The sequence below is a fragment of the Mediterraneibacter flintii genome (assembly GCF_055387595.1).
Window position 1 is genome coordinate 3,022,220 of sequence record NZ_AP031405.1, and the last position, 17,760, is coordinate 3,039,979.

Sequence of the window (17,760 nt, forward strand, 5' to 3'; positions counted from 1 at the left end):
GGGAATGAAGTTTCCTATACATAAAAAAATGGAGTAAACCTTGTTCCTTGTCACAGGCAAAGTTTACTCCTCTCTTCTTTTCTCTCTATTCTCCCATCACTTTTACGCAGATTTTCTTCTTACGTCTCCCATTAAAATCTGCATAAAATATCTCTTCCCAATTTCCCAAATCCAGATGTCCCTCTGTCACAGATACCACTTCGCTGCGGCCCATGATATTTCTTTTTAAATGTGCCGGAGCGTCCTTCTCGCTTTTATTATGACGGTAGTAAGGAACTTTATAAGCTGGTACAAGCGCCTCCAAAAATTCCAGTGTATCTTGTATAAGTCCTTCCTCATCATCATTGATAAAGATAGAAGAGGTCGTATGCTGCGGAGATATGATAATGATTCCCTCTTTAATACCACTCTCCTCCAGAATCATTTCCACATGGTTTGTAATATTTTTCATTGTCTCTTTTTCGTCGAATTTGAATTCCAGATACTTACGATATGATACCAACTATTACGTCCTCCTTCACCTGTTTTACGTAATTATAGCATTAAATAAAAGCATTGCACAATTCCTTTTCTCTTTACTGCCAGCTGTTTTCCCCATACCGCAGCGTCTTATATACTGTCACCGCTATCTCTCCCAGTGCAGCTATACAAATAAGCACTAAAAACAGATTAGACAAAAATTCTAAATTCCACTTTAATAAAAACTGAAATCCTCTGTCCTCTGCTGTAAGTTGATACATCGTTTTTACTTTCTCCGGAAATTCCGGATTCCAAAACGGCAACACCTTTAACAAAATTACAGCAAGGAAAATCTGGAGCGTATTAGCAATCAGATTACTAATCATAACGATTTGGCAATACCTGCCCACCACTAACCTTATCACCTCATCTGTCAAGCTGATAAACAGACTTAGCAGAAATACCGGAAGAATCAGCTCCCACTTCTCCAAATTAAATATACTGACATATTGTAATTCCTCCCCTTTCACAGAATATGCGCTGAATAGCTGCGGTGCGAACGCAAGGAGTGCGCTAAAAAGGACAAGAAATATAATTCCTACAATGCTGTCCCCTCGACTAATCCGCGCTTTTTTTACAGGAATCGGGCTTAATTTTTCCGGACTCCATTTCTTTTTCTCATTTATCTCCACGCGTATCTTTCTCCGCTGTAGCACCGCAAAAATAAGCGTTACAGCTCCCACCGCCGCAAATCCGGCTAAAATCAGGTTTCCCGTCAGTTTTCCAAACAATTCTACATATGCGCCCTCATGCAGCAATATTCCAATGATTCCAGACAATAAAACAGATGACTCTACACAGATGAGGACAACCTTCATCACCCACAGATAATCATCATAGTATTCTGGCCCGATAATATACCCACTATCTTCTCTGTACTGTTTTGCAAAATCTTTCGGACTGCCCATTTTTAATAGTACTTCTTCCATTGGCCTCGTCTCGGACATATCTTCTATCAGCTCTCGCAGTTCCATTTCCATCTCTTTTCTCTGCCGCTTTGGAACCTTTCGTACCGCCTCATAAATATAACGTTCCATATACTCTCTTTCTGAATCTGTCATCTTGCATCCTCCCCAACCAGTCTTTCCATATTTTCAGTCAATTCCGTCCAGTGCTGTTTTAATGCTTTGTATATCTTGTCTCCCAGAATGGTACGTTTATAATATTTTCTTGGCTTTGAACCTTCCAGCTCCCACTGACTATTCAATAACCCTTGCTTCTCAAGCCTCCTTAGAAGCGGATATAATGTATTCGGATCAATCCCTACATTCTTTTCCTCCAGAGACTGCACAAGGGCATACCCGTACTTCGCGTCTTTCAGTTGACTTAATACACTTAGTATCAGAGTTCCTCTTCTCAGTTCAGATACCAGATTAGACAATATCTCTTTTTCATCCGCCATATTATCTCCTCCTTGCAATTACATAATACTGTATATCGCACAGTATTGTCAAGAAAAACCCTTTAATATTTCCATGATAAGGCAAAGAATCCGAGAAGCATCCCAAGAGCTGGGAGCTTTCCCGGATTCCTTTATTTATTATGAAGAAGCAAGTTTAGTTGATTGCGCGTTTTACGAACTCGCGGCTGATTGCGGTACGTTCCTCATTCACCTCTGCGTTGTAAATAGTGATAAAATAGCTGCCTGGCTCAAGGAGTGGCCGGCGTGCCGCACAGAATGCCTTGTGGTGCTCTGTCTTAGAATGGTTGTTGAAAAGCTCCAAACTCTCCCACTTTTCAAAAACAAACATATTGTTCTCATTATTCGGGTCCGGATAATGCATGTAGCTGATATTTCCGGGTTCTTTTCTTGTCCCTTCGATATTCGGTTTTACAATCTCCAAAAGTTCCGGGCGTTTTCCTGGTTTACATGTATAATAAGCTTCTACTAATAACATAATTATTTCCTCCTAAATTAAGAATCTGTTTCCTTGCTCTATCCTCTGCAATCATAATTGACAAAAGAGAGGAGCTAGTTTGTTTCCAAATACTACGGCATCAGCCCCAGTATCTTCCACCACGGAAGACAGATGAGAAGTCCTATGGTGGAGATGACAATATAGATTGTTGACTGCAGCGCCGCCTGACGCTGATTTAGCATATCTCCATTTCCCGCTGTAGCGTTCGCTGTCAGATACAAAGGCATCTGGTAACGCATAAACCAAACATGGACGGACACATATGCAATAAATCCAATTACCCACGGGTTGATTCCCACAGCTGTACCGAACGGCACCAGTGCCACTGTAAACAGTACAGTCGATGTGAGCGTCGAGGCGATTACAAAGCGCGCCAGCACGACAATCGCAACAAACACAATAATAAAGACAACTGGCTGGCTTACCAGAGGTTCCATGACCGGAGTCAGTTTCTCCCCGATATAAGTATCAATCTCAAGATACTTAATCATACTTCCTATGGAAATGACTGCTCCGATAAAAAATACAAGATTCCAGTTGACCTTTTTGTCGAAATCTGCCTTGTCCAGTACCTTCGCCGCCACAAGTACTGTCATGGCCAGCACTGCCACTGCCGCGGAACTGATTCCCAACGTACGCTCCAGCATCCATAGGATAAGACATCCGACCATGACTGCCAGGGTAATCTTTTCATCCCGTTTTACTGGTCCCAACTCTTTGCTCATATTAACAATGGTCTCTTTATCAAATTTCGCACTATTCTTTGGCTTGAAGAAAAATACAATAGCCAGATAGCTGAGCACAATCATCACAATACTCCAAGGTAGCGCATAATACAGCCACTGAAGCCACGTAACACCCTGAAATCCTTCTGGCAGAGCCCCTAGCATAGAATAGGCAATAAAGGAACCACTCATGAAAATAGGACCGAAACAAGTATAGCCGGTAAAGTACGCATAGAACAGACCTGCAGAGCCTCTACTCTGGTTTTCATAGTCCATAGTGTCACTAATCTGTTTAGCAATCGGCCCCATGATCGCCGCTTTCGCTGCTGTACTTGGCACAAGCGGAGAGATAATAAGGCCAGAGGTCAAAAGCGCCAGAACCTGCCCTTGAAAATTTGCAGGGAATATCTTAAGCACGGTCAAAGCGAGCCTTAAAAGCAGTCCACTCTTACTTCCCGCGACACCGATTACCATAGCACCTAACAGAAGCCAGAATGAAGTCCCACTGAATGCACTAAAAGACGTTTCAAATGGCAGAACACCGGAAATCGTCCACACAGACAACATAGCAATCATTACAGCGAAATCTGGGAACACGGCGCCAACCATCCAGATAATGCCGCAAATCAGGATTCCTAACCCCTTCATAGCCCCGGCGGACAGCCCTTCCGGTACCGGCAGAAGAAAGAAGATAACTGCCGCTGCCAGACCGAGGATCAGACAAATACTTTTTTTCTTATTCACATTTACACCTCACCTTTTTCATTCCAGTACAGCCCTCTATTATGAAAAAGAGAACTGTTCCGGTTTTATCACAAGATAGCTTTCGCCTCTCGCATACTGTCAATCTCTGACTGAGCGTATCCGTATTCCTGTAATACCTCGTCTGTATCTTCGCCGACAGCGCCCGGCATCTCCATGCCACACACCTGATATTCGGAAAAACGTACGGGTACAGTGGGGAATGCCACACTCTTCCCGGATGCGGGGAAGGTCACTCTCTCAAGACAGCCGTTTTCCCATGCCTGCTGGTCATCCGCCACGTCTTTTTGATGCAGCAGACGCTCGCATGCGATATCTGCCTTTGACAGTATCTCCATCCACTCATCTCTGTCCTTTTCCATAAAACGAGCATTTATGATGGCGATGAAATCGCGCAGATTGTTTCCGGCGAACAGTCCTTCTTCCGTTCTTCTGCAATACCGTGGATCATCATAGTATGTTTCCAGCCCCATAGCTTCCATGACGCGGTTAAAATTTGCATCATAGTTGGGAACTGTTATGATGAGATACTCTCCATCCCCACATTTGTATATATGGGTAAACGGATTCCGCGCTTCCATAGGAGACGGCGGATATTTGTTCCCGTACTGTGCTGATATAATGCCTGTCTGATTATACCATATACCACAGGCATGAAGCGAAGATGTCACAAAGGTTCCTTTGCCCTCAGCCTGGCGCCCGATGATTGCCGCCAGGATACCAGTGGTAAATGCCGCGCTTGTTGCCGCGTCTCCGAAGCCGCCTGGTGGTTTAAAGGGGAACCCTTCCGGATCGGACCAGTCTCTCATAGCTCCCGACCGAGCCCAGAATGTGGACATATCAAATCCAGGCTTTGACGCCTCCACGCCTTCCGTCCCATATCCTGTAAAATGCGCGTAAATAAGCGATGGATTCAATTCCTTCAGAGCTTCATAGTCGAGCCCCATCTTTGCCAAAGAACGCATACGGACATTGCTGATGAACACATCCGCCTTCTGTATCATTTTCCGAAATACTTCTTTTCCTTCCTCTGTTTTCAGATTAAGACCTATCAGCCTTTTATTGGCATTTTGCTCCTGGAACAGAGGATTTTCTTCTTTCGTCATCGGTGTACAGTAGGAAGGTCCTACCTTTCTCCACTCTTCCCCTGCGGGCACCTCGATTTTGATTACCTTAGCGCCCCAATCCGCCAGAAACCGTCCGGCATTGGGTACCACCACATGGGTCCCCAGTTCGATGACTGTGTAGCCTTCCAATGGCAGTTTCATATGTTTTTCACCTCCTTTATCATTTATTCATTTAACGGCGCTCAAAAATCGTAGCCAATCCTTGTCCGCCGCCAATGCACATTGTCACAAGACCCAGCTCGTAATCCTTGCGAATCATTTCATAAAGCAGTTTTGTCGTCAGTATCACGCCTGTACCGCCCAGAGGATGTCCCATAGCAATGGCACCTCCATTGGTGTTCGTCTTCGCCGGATCCAGACCTAAGTCTTTCACACAGGGAACCACCTGTGCGGCAAACGCTTCGTTGAGCTCTACCAAGTCAATATCTTTTATCGTAAGTCCAGCACGCTTTAGTGCCTTCCGTGTGGCAGGCACAGGACCATAGCCCATGATATTCGGATCCAGCCCGGCTGCCGCAAAGGTTTTAAAGTATCCCATAGGTTCGATGCCCAGAGCCTTCGCCCTCTCTTCAGACATCATAACCACAGCGGCAGCTCCGTCGGACCTCGGGCAAGAATTTCCTGCCGTGCACAGCCCGCCCTCATACAACACCGGGAGTTTTGCCATTGCTTCGAGAGATGCATTGAACCGCACGCACTCATCCGCCGTCACTGTTTGAATACCTTTTTTTGTTTTTACTTCTATGGGAACAATCTGCTCGTCAAACAGATGATTTTCAATAGCGGCAGCGGCTCTGATCTGCGACTGATACGCCCAGGCATCGCACTCCTCTCTTGTGATTCCCATCTTGTTCCCTAGTATATCCGCCGTCTTCGGATAAGGAGGATTACCCGCTTCGTCAGTGGAAACTCTGTTCGTCAGATACTGCGGCGGCGCATAGCTGTAATTGGGCACCTTCGTCACCTGATAAGGGTTCAATGTCATGTGCTCAACACCACATGCCACATATACGTCCCCGTATCCCGCAGCGATATTGAGGGCCGCATAGATAATCGCCTGTGAACCTGAACCACACTGGCGATCCACCGTCACTGCTCCCGCCTCAAACGGCAGCCCGGCGGTAAGGGAAGCAATCCTGGCATGGTTTCCATGATGCCCATGGAGATTTCCCATAACCACATCTTCAATCTCATTGGGGTCAATCCCTGCCCGTTCAACTGCCTCGCGAATCGCCGCAGCCGCAAGCTTTTCGGATGGGGTTGCTACCCACTGCCCCGCATATTTCCCTATTCCTGTCCTGACTGCGGACACAATTGCAACACGTCTCATAATACAAAACTCACTCCAATCTTTTTCTTATTAATTTTTTCTTCCTTACTGTTTCTCTGCTTGCCGGACTATATCTCACATATAGATTGCCGGTACAAGCACAGCAGCGGCAGCCAAAAGGAGGATATTCAATATGCCTCCCACCTTGGTATAATCCGTGAACCGGTAGCCGCCCACAAGCGTCATCGTAAGCGGTGGTGTGGCAATCGGTGTGGCAAACGCCAGACTGGAACCGATAATAATACCGACCACATAGGCAGTAGGAGAAACACCGACTACACCCGCAATGGATATGGCTATCGGCATAAGCACGGCGACCGTAGCAGTGTGGGACATCACGTTGCCGAGAAAACTCGACAGTATGAGTAGTACTGTGCAGAGAAGCACTGGATTTGCCGCCTCGCCGCCCAGGATCCGCAGAATTCCCTCCGCCATATAATCTACTGCTCCGCTGTGGTCCAGCCCTTTTGAAAATCCAAGTGCTCCCGCTAGTATGACAATGGTAGACCAGTCCATCATCTCAAAAGCGCGGCGGTAAGAGATACACCCTGTCAAGATACACAAAACACCTCCCACCAGCGCAGTCACTCCCAGGGAAAACCAGCCTGCCACAAAGCCAATGACACACATCAGCAAAATCAGGGCAGTACAGTTTTGTTTCCTTCTGGTACTATTATGTTCCGATGCAGCCTTTCCTTCTGTCTCAGAACGCTCCTCAAAATCAAAACAGCGCTCTTGCAGCTTGTACCCCAGCGTCGCATAATACAGCACAGTCAGAACTACAAGGGGGATACCGATATATGCTAGTTGAAAAAAGGTAAGGGGCACGGCCTCCGGCGTATCCTCAAGTATCCCCTGTGCGATGAGCTGCGGTGTGGAACCTGCCAGCGTACAGTTCCCACCCAGGACAGAGATGATTCCCATCGCCATGAAAATATTCTTTTTCCGTATTCTTCCCTTTGAAGCATGTGCCACGGAGGAAACCAGAGGGATAAATATGGCAACGGAAGCTGTATTGCTCATAAAGGCAGATAAAAAGCCCACCATGATAAGAATCGCCGCCAGAAATCTTTTCTCTGTCTTTACGACAAATTTCAAGTTCAGAACTGCACAGCCGATTCTTTCTGCCAATCCTGTCTCAAAAACCGCATTGCCGACAATCATTATACCCGCAACCATGATGACTGCATCGGCGCCAAAAGACGCCGCCAGCTCCGCCGGGGAAAGAAATCTGCAGAATACCATACTTATTGCCGCTAGTAGCGCGGTAGCTGACGCCGGTATCCACTGCACAGCAAACGACAGAATCATAAGAAACATAATCCCAATCGCAAGCATAATTTTAATCTCTTCTGCCATCTCGTCCCCCTTCCCCATAAAACATGACTACTTTTGACTGTTTTATCTTTCGTCAAGCAAATCATATCTGATTCACAGCACCACAACAATTACACAATTATACAGTATGTTCAAAATTTAACACTTTTCCCAAATATGTATAGTATAAATTGACCAAAAACCTTGATTTCGATTGCATAAAATGTAAAATATTATCTATAATAAAAAAGTGTGCTTTGTACATTCTCGTACCAAAGCACAACTGCGGAATGAAAATTTCTATGAAAGGGGTAAATCTATGGAACCATTTCTTAAAGACGGCCAGGCACGAATCCGCAAAACTTTTCTTGAATTAATCATGCGCAAGCCAATTGAAAATATCACAGTAAAAGACATATGCACCTATGCCGGTGTCAGCAGACCGCTGTTCTATTCGCATTATGATGGAAAATATGAATTGCAGGAAGAAATTGAAAAACGTCTGATAGACGGTTTTCTTTCCCTGATGCTGGAAATACGCAGTGTCGGAAAGATTCAATTTTATGCCTGCCTGAATCGCCATGACAGCATGTATTTCAAAAAATATTTCGAATATATCAAAGAAAATCACGAAGAGTTTTACCCTCTATTGTGTTCCAATTATTCTAATGGATTTTCCACCCGTTTTGCACGTGCCATCATGAATACGCGGCTGGAGACAAGAAAAGCATGGAAAATCGATGTTTCGCCGGAGCCAAAGGAACTCTCCCTGCGAGAAGATATCTTAAGTTCCCTCTATGTCAGTCTGTTTTCCTCCTGGCTGAAAAGCAATATGGAAATATCCGAAGAGAAAATGTCCCAGCTGCTCATCAGTCTTTGGGAACCCATCAAGAAATTTGAATAAAGTATAAAAAGCAGCTGAAAATCATTATTTTCAAGCTGCCTTTAAACTCTATATATTTATTTACTACATATATAATCACGATAAGCCCAACTCTCTGTTTCCGACACAAATCGCGTTAACTATTCTGGAGTATATTCTTATCTGGCTTCTATTATTCTAATAGTCGGCAATCGCCGTTTCCCCTTTTTTTGCCTGTATACCGGTTTTGTACACCAGATTGTCAAATTTCTCTTCATTGGATATCACCATAATACAAATCGTGTTATATCCCTTCTCTATAATCTTTTTTGTTTCAAAGGAAAGCAGCTTTTGTCCCCGCCTCACAAGCTGCCCTGGCTTTACAAACAGTGTAAAGCCTTCTCCTTTCATATTGACCGTCTCTAATCCGGCATGCAGCAATATTTCCATTCCGTCTGTCGACTGTATGCCTACCGCATGTTTTGTATCCTCCATAACAACTGTCACTTCTGCATCGCAAGGTGCCACCAAGACCTCCTCTACAGGTTCTATTGCTACACCCCCGCCCATCACCTTTTGGGCAAATACAGGATCCGGAGTTTCTTCTATAGGGATGACCTTCCCCGAGATAAATGCAGACAGTATTTGCCCCTTCTCCTCTTCCTTTTCTTTTAATGACATTTCTTTTTTCCTTAAAAATGAAAACATGTATGTCTACTCTCTTTCTAAATACAGCGATTTACAAAACCGCCGGAAATTTTTAGTTTTTCTTCCGCCTCTGTCCGTGTCACTCCAGTCAAGAGCATAACAACAGCCGTTTTAATAGAACCATCCGCACCTTTAAGCACTTCCTCCGCCTGTTTTTCCGAACACTGTGTACATTCCATAACAATCCTTTTTGCCCGATCTGCCAGCTTATAGTTCGTCGCTTTCATATCCACCATATAATTATTATACACCTTACCTATACCTACCATTGCTGTAGTAGATATCATATTCAGGATTAGCTTCTGACATGTGCCTGCCTTCAATCGAGTAGAGCCTGTGAGCACCTCTGGCCCTGCGTCCACCTCTATCGCCACATCAGCATATTGCGAAATAAGGGCATCGTGGTTGCATGCAAGACTCATACACCGCGCTTTCTTCTTTCTTGCCTCTTTTAATGCGCCGATACAGTAGGGTGTCCGGCCTGAAGCTGCAATAGCCAGCACTACATCCTCTTTTTTCAGACCGATGCCTCGAAGATCTTCCACCGCCAGCTCCTGCGAATCCTCCGCACCCTCGACAGCGCGCACAAAAGCCCCCTCGCCTCCTGCCATAATTGCAATGACCTCATCTGTAGTAGAAAACGTCGGGACACATTCTACCGCATCCATAACTCCCATTCTTCCGCTTGTGCCCGCACCTACATAGATAAGCCTGCCGCCATTTTTAAGCGCACAGATGATTTCTTTGACTGCTCTTTCTATCTCTGGCAAAGCTTCCTTAACAGCCTGTACCGCCTTTTCATCCTCTTCATTCATCAGAGTCAGTAGTTCGCGTATCTCCATCCTGTCCATCTGTCTAGATCGGGGATTACACACCTCGGTACTAAGCCTGCCTATTTGTTCCTTATCCATTCCACACGCCTCTCCTCATTTTTTATTCTTCTTGCTGCTCTTTTAATATATATGTCTCCCTTGTCTGAATGACTGCCTCTTCATAATGTCTGTTTAAATACGCTGTATATAAAATATCCACAACATTTAACTGTGCAATACGCGAAGACATTGCCCCGCTACGCAGCAGTAGCTCCGACGCTGCCACATACAGATTAAAATCTGCTATCCGCCGCAGAGGCGAATCTGCAAATCTTGTGATCGCAATCACCGATGCGCCCTTCTTCTTTGCCATTTCGGCACATTGGATCATTTCTTTTGTAAGTCCCGAGTAACTTATAACGACCGCCACATCTTTGGATGTCATATTCTTTGCATATAGTAGCTGTACATGCCAGTCATCATGGCTAAAGCATATCTTATCACTGCGCAGAAATTTCATATAGGCATCCTGTGCCACAAGCTGAGATGCACCGATACCAAAAAACCTGATGCTTTTGCTCTGTTCTAATAATACAGTGCACTGTTCCAGTACTTCTTCATCCATCAGTTTTCTTGTTTTTTCCAAGGAAACAATATTTCTGTAAGTAACCTTTGCAATTAGTTCTTCCTGCCTGTCTTCTTTTTCAATATCCAGACTCTTTTTACTATCGATTTCCTCCCGAATACTATTCTCGGCGATCAGCGCTTTTTGGAATTCCTTGTACCCTGAAAATCCCGTCTTTTTACACAGACGCACAATAGTGGATGCGGACGTAAAAGAATGCTCCGCCAACTGATGGATGCTATAGGCAGAACATTCTTTTGGATGTTCCAATATAAACCGGACAACCGTCCGTTCCGCGCCACTTGCCTTTATTTCATATTCCTGAAATCTGACAAGAACACTTTTCATACTGCCTTACTCTTCCTCCAAATCTGTAAATCCCAATAATTTGCAGAACAAAAACCCTGCTACATAAGAGATTGCAACTGCAAGCAAATATTTCAGCGGACTCGTCGTAATAAGAGAAAGCTGTAAGCCTGACAATTCCGGAATCTTAGCAGCAACATGCATAATTGCCATCGCACTTCCACCTACCGCACCGCCTAAACAGGAAGCAATAAACGGTCTCCCAAGCGGTATTGTCACGCCCCACATAAGAGGCTCTCCAATCCCCAGCATACCGACTGGCAGCGCGTTCTTGCAAACCTTTTTCAGTCGTTTGTTTTTGGTCTTTAATAATACATAGAGAGCTGCTCCAACCTGCCCTGCGCCTGCCATACACGTCACTGGGAGAAGATAAGTAACTCCGAAATCAGCGATAAGCTGCGCATTTACTGCAATAAGTCCATGATGCATTCCCGTCATAACTAATGGAAGATATACAAGTGTCGCCAGGCCCGCTAAAGCTGGAACATTATAAATAATATAATGTACGAAGTTGCCGACCGCATCAGATACAAATCCTGCCACAGGCTGGAATACGATTAACCCTAAAAACGTCATAATAAAAATTGTAAACAGAGGTGTCAGGAACGTGTCTAAAATTTCCGGCATTTTCTTCCGTATCATTCGTTCTAGCTTTGCACCGAGGGCCGCGACAATAAGAACGGAAATTACTCCGCCGCGTCCTGCCGTACATTCGATACCAAGCACATGGACTCCCGTAATATCCGCTGCATTTAGCACAGACGCCAGCACAGCTCCTAGGATTGGAGAACCGCCAAATTCCCTCGCAGCATTGTATCCTACGATAATCGGCAGAATCGTAAATACAGAATATGCAATCGCAGATAAAATCTTTCCGAAATCTGCCTCCTTTAATTCTGGAAAGAATACATAACCTGCCTCATAGATAGCTACCATCAAACCGCAGGCAATAAATGCAGGCAAGATCGGAATAAATACATGTGCTACTTTTTTCAACGTCCGCTTAAAGGGAGTGTTATTCTTTTCTCTGTTCTCCTGTTTGCGAAGCTCTGCTTCATCTCCCTCTATCGTTTTAATTCCTGTAATCTCCGACATTTGAGTAGCAAGCTTTGCACTTTTTCCAGGACCTACGACCAGCTGCACATGATTTCCCTCTACATTCACACCTAAAATATCGTCTAATTTCTTTAATTTATCAATATCGCATTTCTTAACATCTTTTACAGTAATGCGTACCCGCGTCATACAATTCTCAATCGACAGCAAATTTTCTTTTGTTCCTAATTGTTCCACAATTACTGCTGCGTTTCCCTGAGCGCCCATAAAGTTTCCTCCTTTTTATTCACTCTTTTCCTTGTTCTTCTAATCAAAATTCTTTCTTATAAGAGACAAATGTCCGAAATACTTCTAAGCCATGCCTCTCATAGTATCTTCTCCCTGGCTCGTCCGTCGTAATAAAATACATCCTATATATACCCTTTTTACACATCTCATAGCACTGCAGTTCTAAAAGAATACCTCCGATACCTGCATTTCTTTCTGATTCTGCCACCCCTATAGGTCCGAAACGCATTGGATTGCCGTCGATTGCCCGCATGCAAAAGCCACATATTTTCTCTTCCTTATCTAGTACAAGCAGGATCACGTCCTGCGCTGTTTCCTTCTGCATTGCAAGCAAAGCGTTACGTTTCCAGCCTCCTCCAAACTCCTCCTTCAAGAACTCCAGAAGCTCAAGACTATAAGAATAGTTAAACTGAATAAATCGGTAGCCCTTTCTCTCGGCTTCCTCTTTCTTTTCTAATGTCTGATCTGACAGTCTGTATCCATGAAGATTTTTTCCCATTGAATAATGCTCTTCTCCAGGCATGTAGCCCTGTTCTTCAAAAAAGCAAGCCGCAGCTTTATAATTTCCTGTATCTATACCCGGGAAAAAGTAATTGGGAGAATATGCGCCCAGTGTAATATTCCTACACCCAGCTTTTTTCAATTCCTCCTCACATTCTGTCAGTAGCTTGCGTCCAATACCACGCCGCTGATATGCTTCATCTACAAAGAGCACGTTCACCCAGCCGCGTTCCGGCTCGAGCCCCCTCTCGAGATAGGGAAATTTCCTCTTCGTCCCGTAAATAAACCCGACGAGTTTGCCATCCACTTCCGCAACTCGGCTGAAACGCACGTCAAAATTTTCGTCAAATATGGCCTGCCTGCGAAACTTTTTTACGTCAATCGCATCCACCGTACAAGTGCGGTTCCACAGATCGACAATCGCTTCCTCATCCTTTTGTGTATAGCGCCTTATGTTCATTTCCCTACTGTTTCACTCCTTCCATTGCTTTTGTCTGACCGGTCTTAATATGCCCATTATAACACCCAAAATACTTTTATCAATAAATTATATTTTTTATGAAATTAAATTTCATCCTTTGGATAAATCGCCCTGATTTTTATGATTATCTGATTTTTTTTGTACAAAACGCATAATCCAAAAAACTATCTCTAATGTGAGGCCTATAACCCTTAAATTGTTTCATTAATTATGCTTAGCTCATTTATCCAATCGCGTATAATATTAAATTCCTCTTAAATATTGTCCACATTAGCATATCTTAAAAAATTTTCTTATATAATGCCTTAATATTGTCCTTCTACTTTTACCGATTAAATTAGAATCAGCCTTAATGTAAAATAAAGTGTGTAAGTTACAAAAACTTACACACTTTATTTTACACTTCTTTGTGTTACCCTAAAAAATTAGGATTATATGATAAAAAATTACTTGCTGTTCTTTTCGCTCACCTTTCTCCTTTTTACGTTTCCGGCACATCTTTTAAGTTTGGTCCAAAATGTTTAAGAAGAACCAACGGTTCCACTTTACTCATATTCGTAATCTCTACCCCTTCTATCGCTGCTTTTTCAGATACAAAAAATTCGTCTGTACTCTGCTGCCCGAAATGTAGTAATGTCGCTGCCTCTGCATCGTATACGCCAAATGTTCCATGTCCCTGTATAAAAATACACCCATATGCCGCACAGTCTTTTATTATAGCTGTTTGACCAGGATAAATAGTCAGTTCTTTCGCTGCAATATATGGATTTCCGTAAGTAATCCATTTTTCTATGTAATTTTCTGATTCGTTTGAAATAATTGGAGGTCTAAAATAGTGCTTTCTGTAATGTGGATCTACATTTTTGTCCCAATCAAGTAGACCGAAAATATAATCAATATCCCCTTTCTTATCGTCTGGGCACTCTTCATCTAGCATTTCTGGTGGATATACTTCTCCCGAAACTATGTTTTCATATACGGAATTTACATCTGAATTCCACTGTGGTTCGTAGGTAAGGACAGAGGCTGGAGCGTGAATAACCCCCGCCGGTGTATACCATCCTGTTCCAAGCTGAACTCTATACGCACGGGATAATTCTGTGATTCTCGTATCATCATCCGCAAATTTACATATCCGTTCTTTAATTTCTTTTGGAGTCACATCCGGGTCAAATCCAAAATATGTATAACCTGCTTCCCCAAAATGATTGTTTAGTTGTTTTGGAAAGTAGTAGTTTTCTGGTTTCCCTAGCTTTCCTACCTTAGCTGCTGCCTCAAACGTCAAATGTAAATGGTGGAACAGTGGATTCTCATTGTCAAAAAATTTCGAATATATAGGCCAACCATTATATTTATCCATTAATTCTTTTCCTATCAGTTCTTCCTTTAATACTTTCACAGCAGTCCGAAGGGAAAACTTTTCATCACTGTCATAGGACGTACATACATAGCTCATTCCTTCGTCCGCTTTTGCAGTCGGACCGTTCTGCGCCGCAATGGTAGAAGAAAACCATCTCTCTGTAATAGAACCTCTTTCCATCCCAAAAGCAAAATAATCATCCGGATGCAATTTCAGCCTATGCCCTGCTTTTCCAAATCTTCTCGGTACAAATGCCGGAAATAACCTAAAAACTCCTTTCCCTTCCTCGAATGTTTTTCTAATAGTCTTCTCGTCTTCCGTAGCATTTTGTACTACAAGGTTTCCTGTCTTTTTTGCCTCGCAAAGTTGTTTATCTAATTTGTCTCCATTTTTTATAATTAATTCCTTTTCTGTCATTTCTTATCGGTCTCCTTTTAATTTATTAAATTCTTCTTTTCCTTTGATCATTTTTACTTCCATTTTATATTCTACTTCCTCTCCCGGTTCTAAATACTTCATGGATCCATTCTGTATAGCATCTTCAATTCCATCTATAGTTGTATTGCCCGGTTCAAACCCCATAACATAATCCCCTGCTCCCATCATTTTCCACTGCACAAAATGATCCAATGTATCCAAATGTATTTTCAACACAATCCCTATGTCAAGCTTCCGATTAAATACACATATAGATGCACAGTTTTCCTTGTCCGGAATTAATTTGTGATAAAAACACATCTCTTCATATTCCGGATCAGGCAACTCCACCTGACTGTAATTTGAGATACCCTGTTTTGCATGTTCATTACGCGGTATTATTTCACTGGAAGGAATATATATATCGCTTTCCGGAGACAATACAGGATATCCTATATTATAGTGATATAGAATCATATGATGTGTTTTTTTATAGCCTTCGTTTTTTACTGTATCATGAATGATAAATTTCTTTTCCTTGTAACAACATACTATTTTTCTATCCAGACGTAGGCGGTCTTCAAAAATTGACGCATCTTTTACTGTACCAGCAATCCTTGCATAAACACTTTTTTTACTCTCCACAATTTCATACGTTATATTTTCAGCAGGTATATGAGATATATTCCCATGAAGCCCGTATTCTTTTTCTTTATATTTGCATGCCGCGCCGGCAACTTTTAACCCGCATGTAGTCAGAAATCCCGCTGTAAAGCTTTTCAAAAATCCTACACCTTTATCATCAAAATATTGCGGCGCTACAATACCGCATGGAGAAATATATCCTATGTTTTCTCCACAAAAGCTCAGATATGGAATATCCATCCCTCTACTTGTATTTACCGCAAACTGCATTCCTGAACGGTTCCGGATTTCCAACATGGTAACCCCTTCCGCTTTCCCATCTTCTAGTTTTACTTTTTGTACACAAAACAATTGTTCCTGATTTCCCACATATTTTTTTTCTTCCTGATAGTCCATCCCGTCATACAACTCCTTTTTGTAGCATAATATTGGCATATCGAGCTGTCGTCCCTGTCTGTACAATCACATAGGCTTTCTCTGCGTCTTCATAGAACTGCAGCCTCTCTATAAAGCCAAACTGTTGAAAAGCATGAGTGCTGTCGTGTTCCTTCAATATTTTTTCATACACACTCCAAATCTGGGGAACTGGTTCTTCTGGAAGATTCTTCATTAATTTTACAGGTTTTTCCACAAAACTATCCAAGGGAAAAAACTGTAGGACAGCCTGCAAAATTTCAGGTATTTCCACTGTATCCATACGGATTATTTTTCTTGCATGAGAGGCTGCCGGAAAATTTGCATCTGCTAAAATCAAAACATCTGAATGTCCCATTTCCATCATATCTTTCATCAATTCCGGAGCTATCATCTGAGGAATATTTTTAAGCATTTTAACCTCCTTTTATTTTACACAGGTTTACTTGCTGACAGAACTTAGGGTACTAAAACTATTTTTGTCCCCTATAAGATAAAAAGTATCCTGCCTTTCAGGCGGGATACTTTTTATAAAATAACTATTTCAAGAATTCGTCTACGTTGTCAATTGTACATTCCTGAAACGGAATACGTGTATCGTATTCTATATCTTCTCCCTTTGCCGCTTTTACCGCCTGCTGTACTGCTGTTGTTCCCTGGCCTTCTGCATCTTGTACAATAGAAACTCCATATTCACCGTCTTTCACTGCCTGGAGCGCATCGTCAATGCCATCTACACCTCCGATAACAATATCCTCTCTTCCTGCCGCTTTGCACGCAGAAAGCGCACCCATTCCCATGTCATCATTTTCACAGATGATTGCGTCCAACTTGTCACCATATGTAGTAATCCAGTCTTCCGCCAGAGTCATTGCTTCGTCTCTTTTCCAGTTTCCTGTCTGTGTAGCAAGCACATTAAAATAATCTAACATTCCAGCTTCCTCAAAGCCTTCCATCCGGCCAATCTGTCCTGCCTGTCCCATTGGACCTTCTATAATACATACATTGGAGCCTTCCGGAAGGTTTTCCATAAACCATTCGGCGAGCATGACTCCTGATTCTTGATCTGTACAGCCTACAAACCCCGTATAATCTGTATTGGATACATCACAATTGCAGGCAATCAGAGGAATACCTGCTTCCTTTGCCATAGACACACAGGGAGCGCTTCCTTCCATGTCCTGTGCGTTCAATATAATCGCATCTACTCCCTGGGCAATCATATTTTCTACATCACTCACCTGTTTGTTTACATCTCCCTGTGCGTCATTCATAAGAATTTCAACACCCTGTGCCTCTCCTTCCGACTCAATCGCATTGGCAATCCGTTTTACAAATTCGTCTGAATTGTCTTTCATTGTTACGCCAATCGTAATCTTCTCACTACCTTTACCGGAGTCTTTCGACTCCCCGTCCCCCGAACTGCCGCAGCCTACAACCATTGTTCCTACCAATGCTGTTGCCAATAAAACTGCAAATAACCTTTTCTTCATACCATTTGTCCTCCTTTGGTAATTATTTATTTT

18 protein-coding genes are annotated in these 17,760 nt (G+C 43.1%); 1 reads left to right on the forward strand and 17 read right to left on the reverse strand.

Annotated features, from left to right (window positions below; all coding sequences use genetic code 11):
• Positions 1–85: 85 nt before the first annotated feature.
• The 8 genes from ACZ5C4_RS14505 to ACZ5C4_RS14540 all read right to left on the reverse strand — a co-directional run bounded on the left by ACZ5C4_RS14505 (position 86) and on the right by ACZ5C4_RS14540 (position 7,741).
• The gene (locus ACZ5C4_RS14505) at positions 86–502 is read right to left on the reverse strand and encodes a secondary thiamine-phosphate synthase enzyme YjbQ (protein WP_186876995.1); all 417 of its coding nucleotides are present in this window, start codon (positions 500–502) and stop codon (positions 86–88) included.
• Between the two features lie 73 nt (positions 503–575).
• On the reverse strand, positions 576–1,580 hold the full coding sequence (locus ACZ5C4_RS14510) for an HAAS signaling domain-containing protein (protein ID WP_464521638.1): 1,005 nt from the start codon (positions 1,578–1,580) through the stop codon (positions 576–578).
• The gene (locus ACZ5C4_RS14515) at positions 1,577–1,921 is read right to left on the reverse strand and encodes a PadR family transcriptional regulator (protein WP_464521639.1); all 345 of its coding nucleotides are present in this window, start codon (positions 1,919–1,921) and stop codon (positions 1,577–1,579) included. Before ACZ5C4_RS14515 ends, ACZ5C4_RS14510 begins: the two co-directional genes overlap by 4 nt.
• A 154-nt stretch (positions 1,922–2,075) precedes the next feature.
• Positions 2,076–2,417, reverse strand: coding sequence for a putative quinol monooxygenase (locus tag ACZ5C4_RS14520; RefSeq protein ID WP_178057721.1), 342 nt, complete (start codon positions 2,415–2,417; stop codon positions 2,076–2,078).
• 92 nt (positions 2,418–2,509) lie between these two features.
• Complete coding sequence (locus ACZ5C4_RS14525) at positions 2,510–3,907, reverse strand: SLC13 family permease (protein ID WP_464521640.1); 1,398 nt, start codon at positions 3,905–3,907, stop codon at positions 2,510–2,512.
• Positions 3,908–3,975: 68 nt separating this feature from the next.
• Positions 3,976–5,193 carry a CaiB/BaiF CoA transferase family protein gene (locus tag ACZ5C4_RS14530; protein WP_464521641.1) on the reverse strand — a complete coding sequence of 406 codons (1,218 nt, stop codon included), beginning with the start codon at positions 5,191–5,193 and terminating at the stop codon, positions 3,976–3,978.
• Between the two features lie 31 nt (positions 5,194–5,224).
• The gene (locus ACZ5C4_RS14535; RefSeq protein ID WP_464521642.1) at positions 5,225–6,382 is read right to left on the reverse strand and encodes a thiolase family protein; all 1,158 of its coding nucleotides are present in this window, start codon (positions 6,380–6,382) and stop codon (positions 5,225–5,227) included.
• A gap of 75 nt (positions 6,383–6,457) precedes the next feature.
• A complete protein-coding gene (locus ACZ5C4_RS14540; protein WP_464521643.1) occupies positions 6,458–7,741 on the reverse strand; it encodes an SLC13 family permease in 1,284 nt (427 codons plus the stop codon).
• A 277-nt stretch (positions 7,742–8,018) separates the two neighbouring features.
• Here ACZ5C4_RS14540 and ACZ5C4_RS14545 point away from each other — a divergent pair, with 277 nt between their 5' ends.
• Complete coding sequence (locus ACZ5C4_RS14545) at positions 8,019–8,603, forward strand: TetR/AcrR family transcriptional regulator (RefSeq protein WP_464521644.1); 585 nt, start codon at positions 8,019–8,021, stop codon at positions 8,601–8,603.
• A gap of 156 nt (positions 8,604–8,759) precedes the next feature.
• Here the strand turns inward: ACZ5C4_RS14545 and ACZ5C4_RS14550 are convergent, their stop codons facing one another.
• The 9 genes from ACZ5C4_RS14550 to ACZ5C4_RS14590 form a co-directional block, all read right to left on the reverse strand.
• Entirely contained in the window at positions 8,760–9,242 is a 483-nt protein-coding gene (locus ACZ5C4_RS14550; protein WP_464521645.1) for a PTS sugar transporter subunit IIA, read from the reverse strand.
• 44 nt (positions 9,243–9,286) lie between these two features.
• On the reverse strand, positions 9,287–10,180 hold the full coding sequence (gene murQ / locus ACZ5C4_RS14555) for an N-acetylmuramic acid 6-phosphate etherase (protein WP_464521646.1): 894 nt from the start codon (positions 10,178–10,180) through the stop codon (positions 9,287–9,289).
• 22 nt (positions 10,181–10,202) lie between these two features.
• Positions 10,203–11,054 (reverse strand): MurR/RpiR family transcriptional regulator, encoded by an 852-nt coding sequence (locus tag ACZ5C4_RS14560; protein WP_464521647.1) that lies wholly within the window; start codon positions 11,052–11,054, stop codon positions 10,203–10,205.
• A gap of 6 nt (positions 11,055–11,060) precedes the next feature.
• Positions 11,061–12,395: a PTS transporter subunit EIIC gene (locus ACZ5C4_RS14565; RefSeq protein ID WP_464521648.1), complete on the reverse strand. Its 1,335-nt coding sequence runs from the start codon at positions 12,393–12,395 to the stop codon at positions 11,061–11,063.
• Positions 12,396–12,438: 43 nt separating this feature from the next.
• A complete protein-coding gene (locus ACZ5C4_RS14570; protein WP_464521649.1) occupies positions 12,439–13,377 on the reverse strand; it encodes a GNAT family N-acetyltransferase in 939 nt (312 codons plus the stop codon).
• Between the two features lie 502 nt (positions 13,378–13,879).
• The gene (locus tag ACZ5C4_RS14575; protein ID WP_464521650.1) at positions 13,880–15,175 is read right to left on the reverse strand and encodes a hypothetical protein; all 1,296 of its coding nucleotides are present in this window, start codon (positions 15,173–15,175) and stop codon (positions 13,880–13,882) included.
• 3 nt (positions 15,176–15,178) lie between these two features.
• Complete coding sequence (locus ACZ5C4_RS14580; protein ID WP_464521651.1) at positions 15,179–16,255, reverse strand: aldose 1-epimerase family protein; 1,077 nt, start codon at positions 16,253–16,255, stop codon at positions 15,179–15,181.
• The gene (locus ACZ5C4_RS14585; RefSeq protein WP_464521652.1) at positions 16,221–16,649 is read right to left on the reverse strand and encodes an RbsD/FucU family protein; all 429 of its coding nucleotides are present in this window, start codon (positions 16,647–16,649) and stop codon (positions 16,221–16,223) included. The genes ACZ5C4_RS14580 and ACZ5C4_RS14585 overlap by 35 nt, the downstream gene beginning before the upstream one ends.
• A gap of 124 nt (positions 16,650–16,773) precedes the next feature.
• The gene (locus ACZ5C4_RS14590) at positions 16,774–17,727 is read right to left on the reverse strand and encodes a substrate-binding domain-containing protein (RefSeq protein WP_464521653.1); all 954 of its coding nucleotides are present in this window, start codon (positions 17,725–17,727) and stop codon (positions 16,774–16,776) included.
• Positions 17,728–17,760 lie beyond the last annotated feature (33 nt).

Coding starts and splice junctions, on each gene's coding strand:
- ACZ5C4_RS14550 (WP_464521645.1), bottom strand. CDS start 9,242: ATGTCATTAAAAGAAAAGGAAGAGGAGAAGGGGCAAATACTGTCTGCA.
- ACZ5C4_RS14585 (WP_464521652.1), bottom strand. CDS start 16,649: ATGCTTAAAAATATTCCTCAGATGATAGCTCCGGAATTGATGAAAGAT.
- ACZ5C4_RS14520 (WP_178057721.1), bottom strand. CDS start 2,417: ATGTTATTAGTAGAAGCTTATTATACATGTAAACCAGGAAAACGCCCG.
- ACZ5C4_RS14575 (WP_464521650.1), bottom strand. CDS start 15,175: ATGACAGAAAAGGAATTAATTATAAAAAATGGAGACAAATTAGATAAA.
- ACZ5C4_RS14540 (WP_464521643.1), bottom strand. CDS start 7,741: ATGGCAGAAGAGATTAAAATTATGCTTGCGATTGGGATTATGTTTCTT.
- murQ (WP_464521646.1), bottom strand. CDS start 10,180: ATGGATAAGGAACAAATAGGCAGGCTTAGTACCGAGGTGTGTAATCCC.
- ACZ5C4_RS14515 (WP_464521639.1), bottom strand. CDS start 1,921: ATGGCGGATGAAAAAGAGATATTGTCTAATCTGGTATCTGAACTGAGA.
- ACZ5C4_RS14570 (WP_464521649.1), bottom strand. CDS start 13,377: ATGAACATAAGGCGCTATACACAAAAGGATGAGGAAGCGATTGTCGAT.
- ACZ5C4_RS14535 (WP_464521642.1), bottom strand. CDS start 6,382: ATGAGACGTGTTGCAATTGTGTCCGCAGTCAGGACAGGAATAGGGAAA.
- ACZ5C4_RS14530 (WP_464521641.1), bottom strand. CDS start 5,193: ATGAAACTGCCATTGGAAGGCTACACAGTCATCGAACTGGGGACCCAT.
- ACZ5C4_RS14565 (WP_464521648.1), bottom strand. CDS start 12,395: ATGGGCGCTCAGGGAAACGCAGCAGTAATTGTGGAACAATTAGGAACA.
- ACZ5C4_RS14545 (WP_464521644.1), top strand. CDS start 8,019: ATGGAACCATTTCTTAAAGACGGCCAGGCACGAATCCGCAAAACTTTT.
- ACZ5C4_RS14580 (WP_464521651.1), bottom strand. CDS start 16,255: ATGCCAATATTATGCTACAAAAAGGAGTTGTATGACGGGATGGACTAT.
- ACZ5C4_RS14510 (WP_464521638.1), bottom strand. CDS start 1,580: ATGACAGATTCAGAAAGAGAGTATATGGAACGTTATATTTATGAGGCG.
- ACZ5C4_RS14590 (WP_464521653.1), bottom strand. CDS start 17,727: ATGAAGAAAAGGTTATTTGCAGTTTTATTGGCAACAGCATTGGTAGGA.
- ACZ5C4_RS14560 (WP_464521647.1), bottom strand. CDS start 11,054: ATGAAAAGTGTTCTTGTCAGATTTCAGGAATATGAAATAAAGGCAAGT.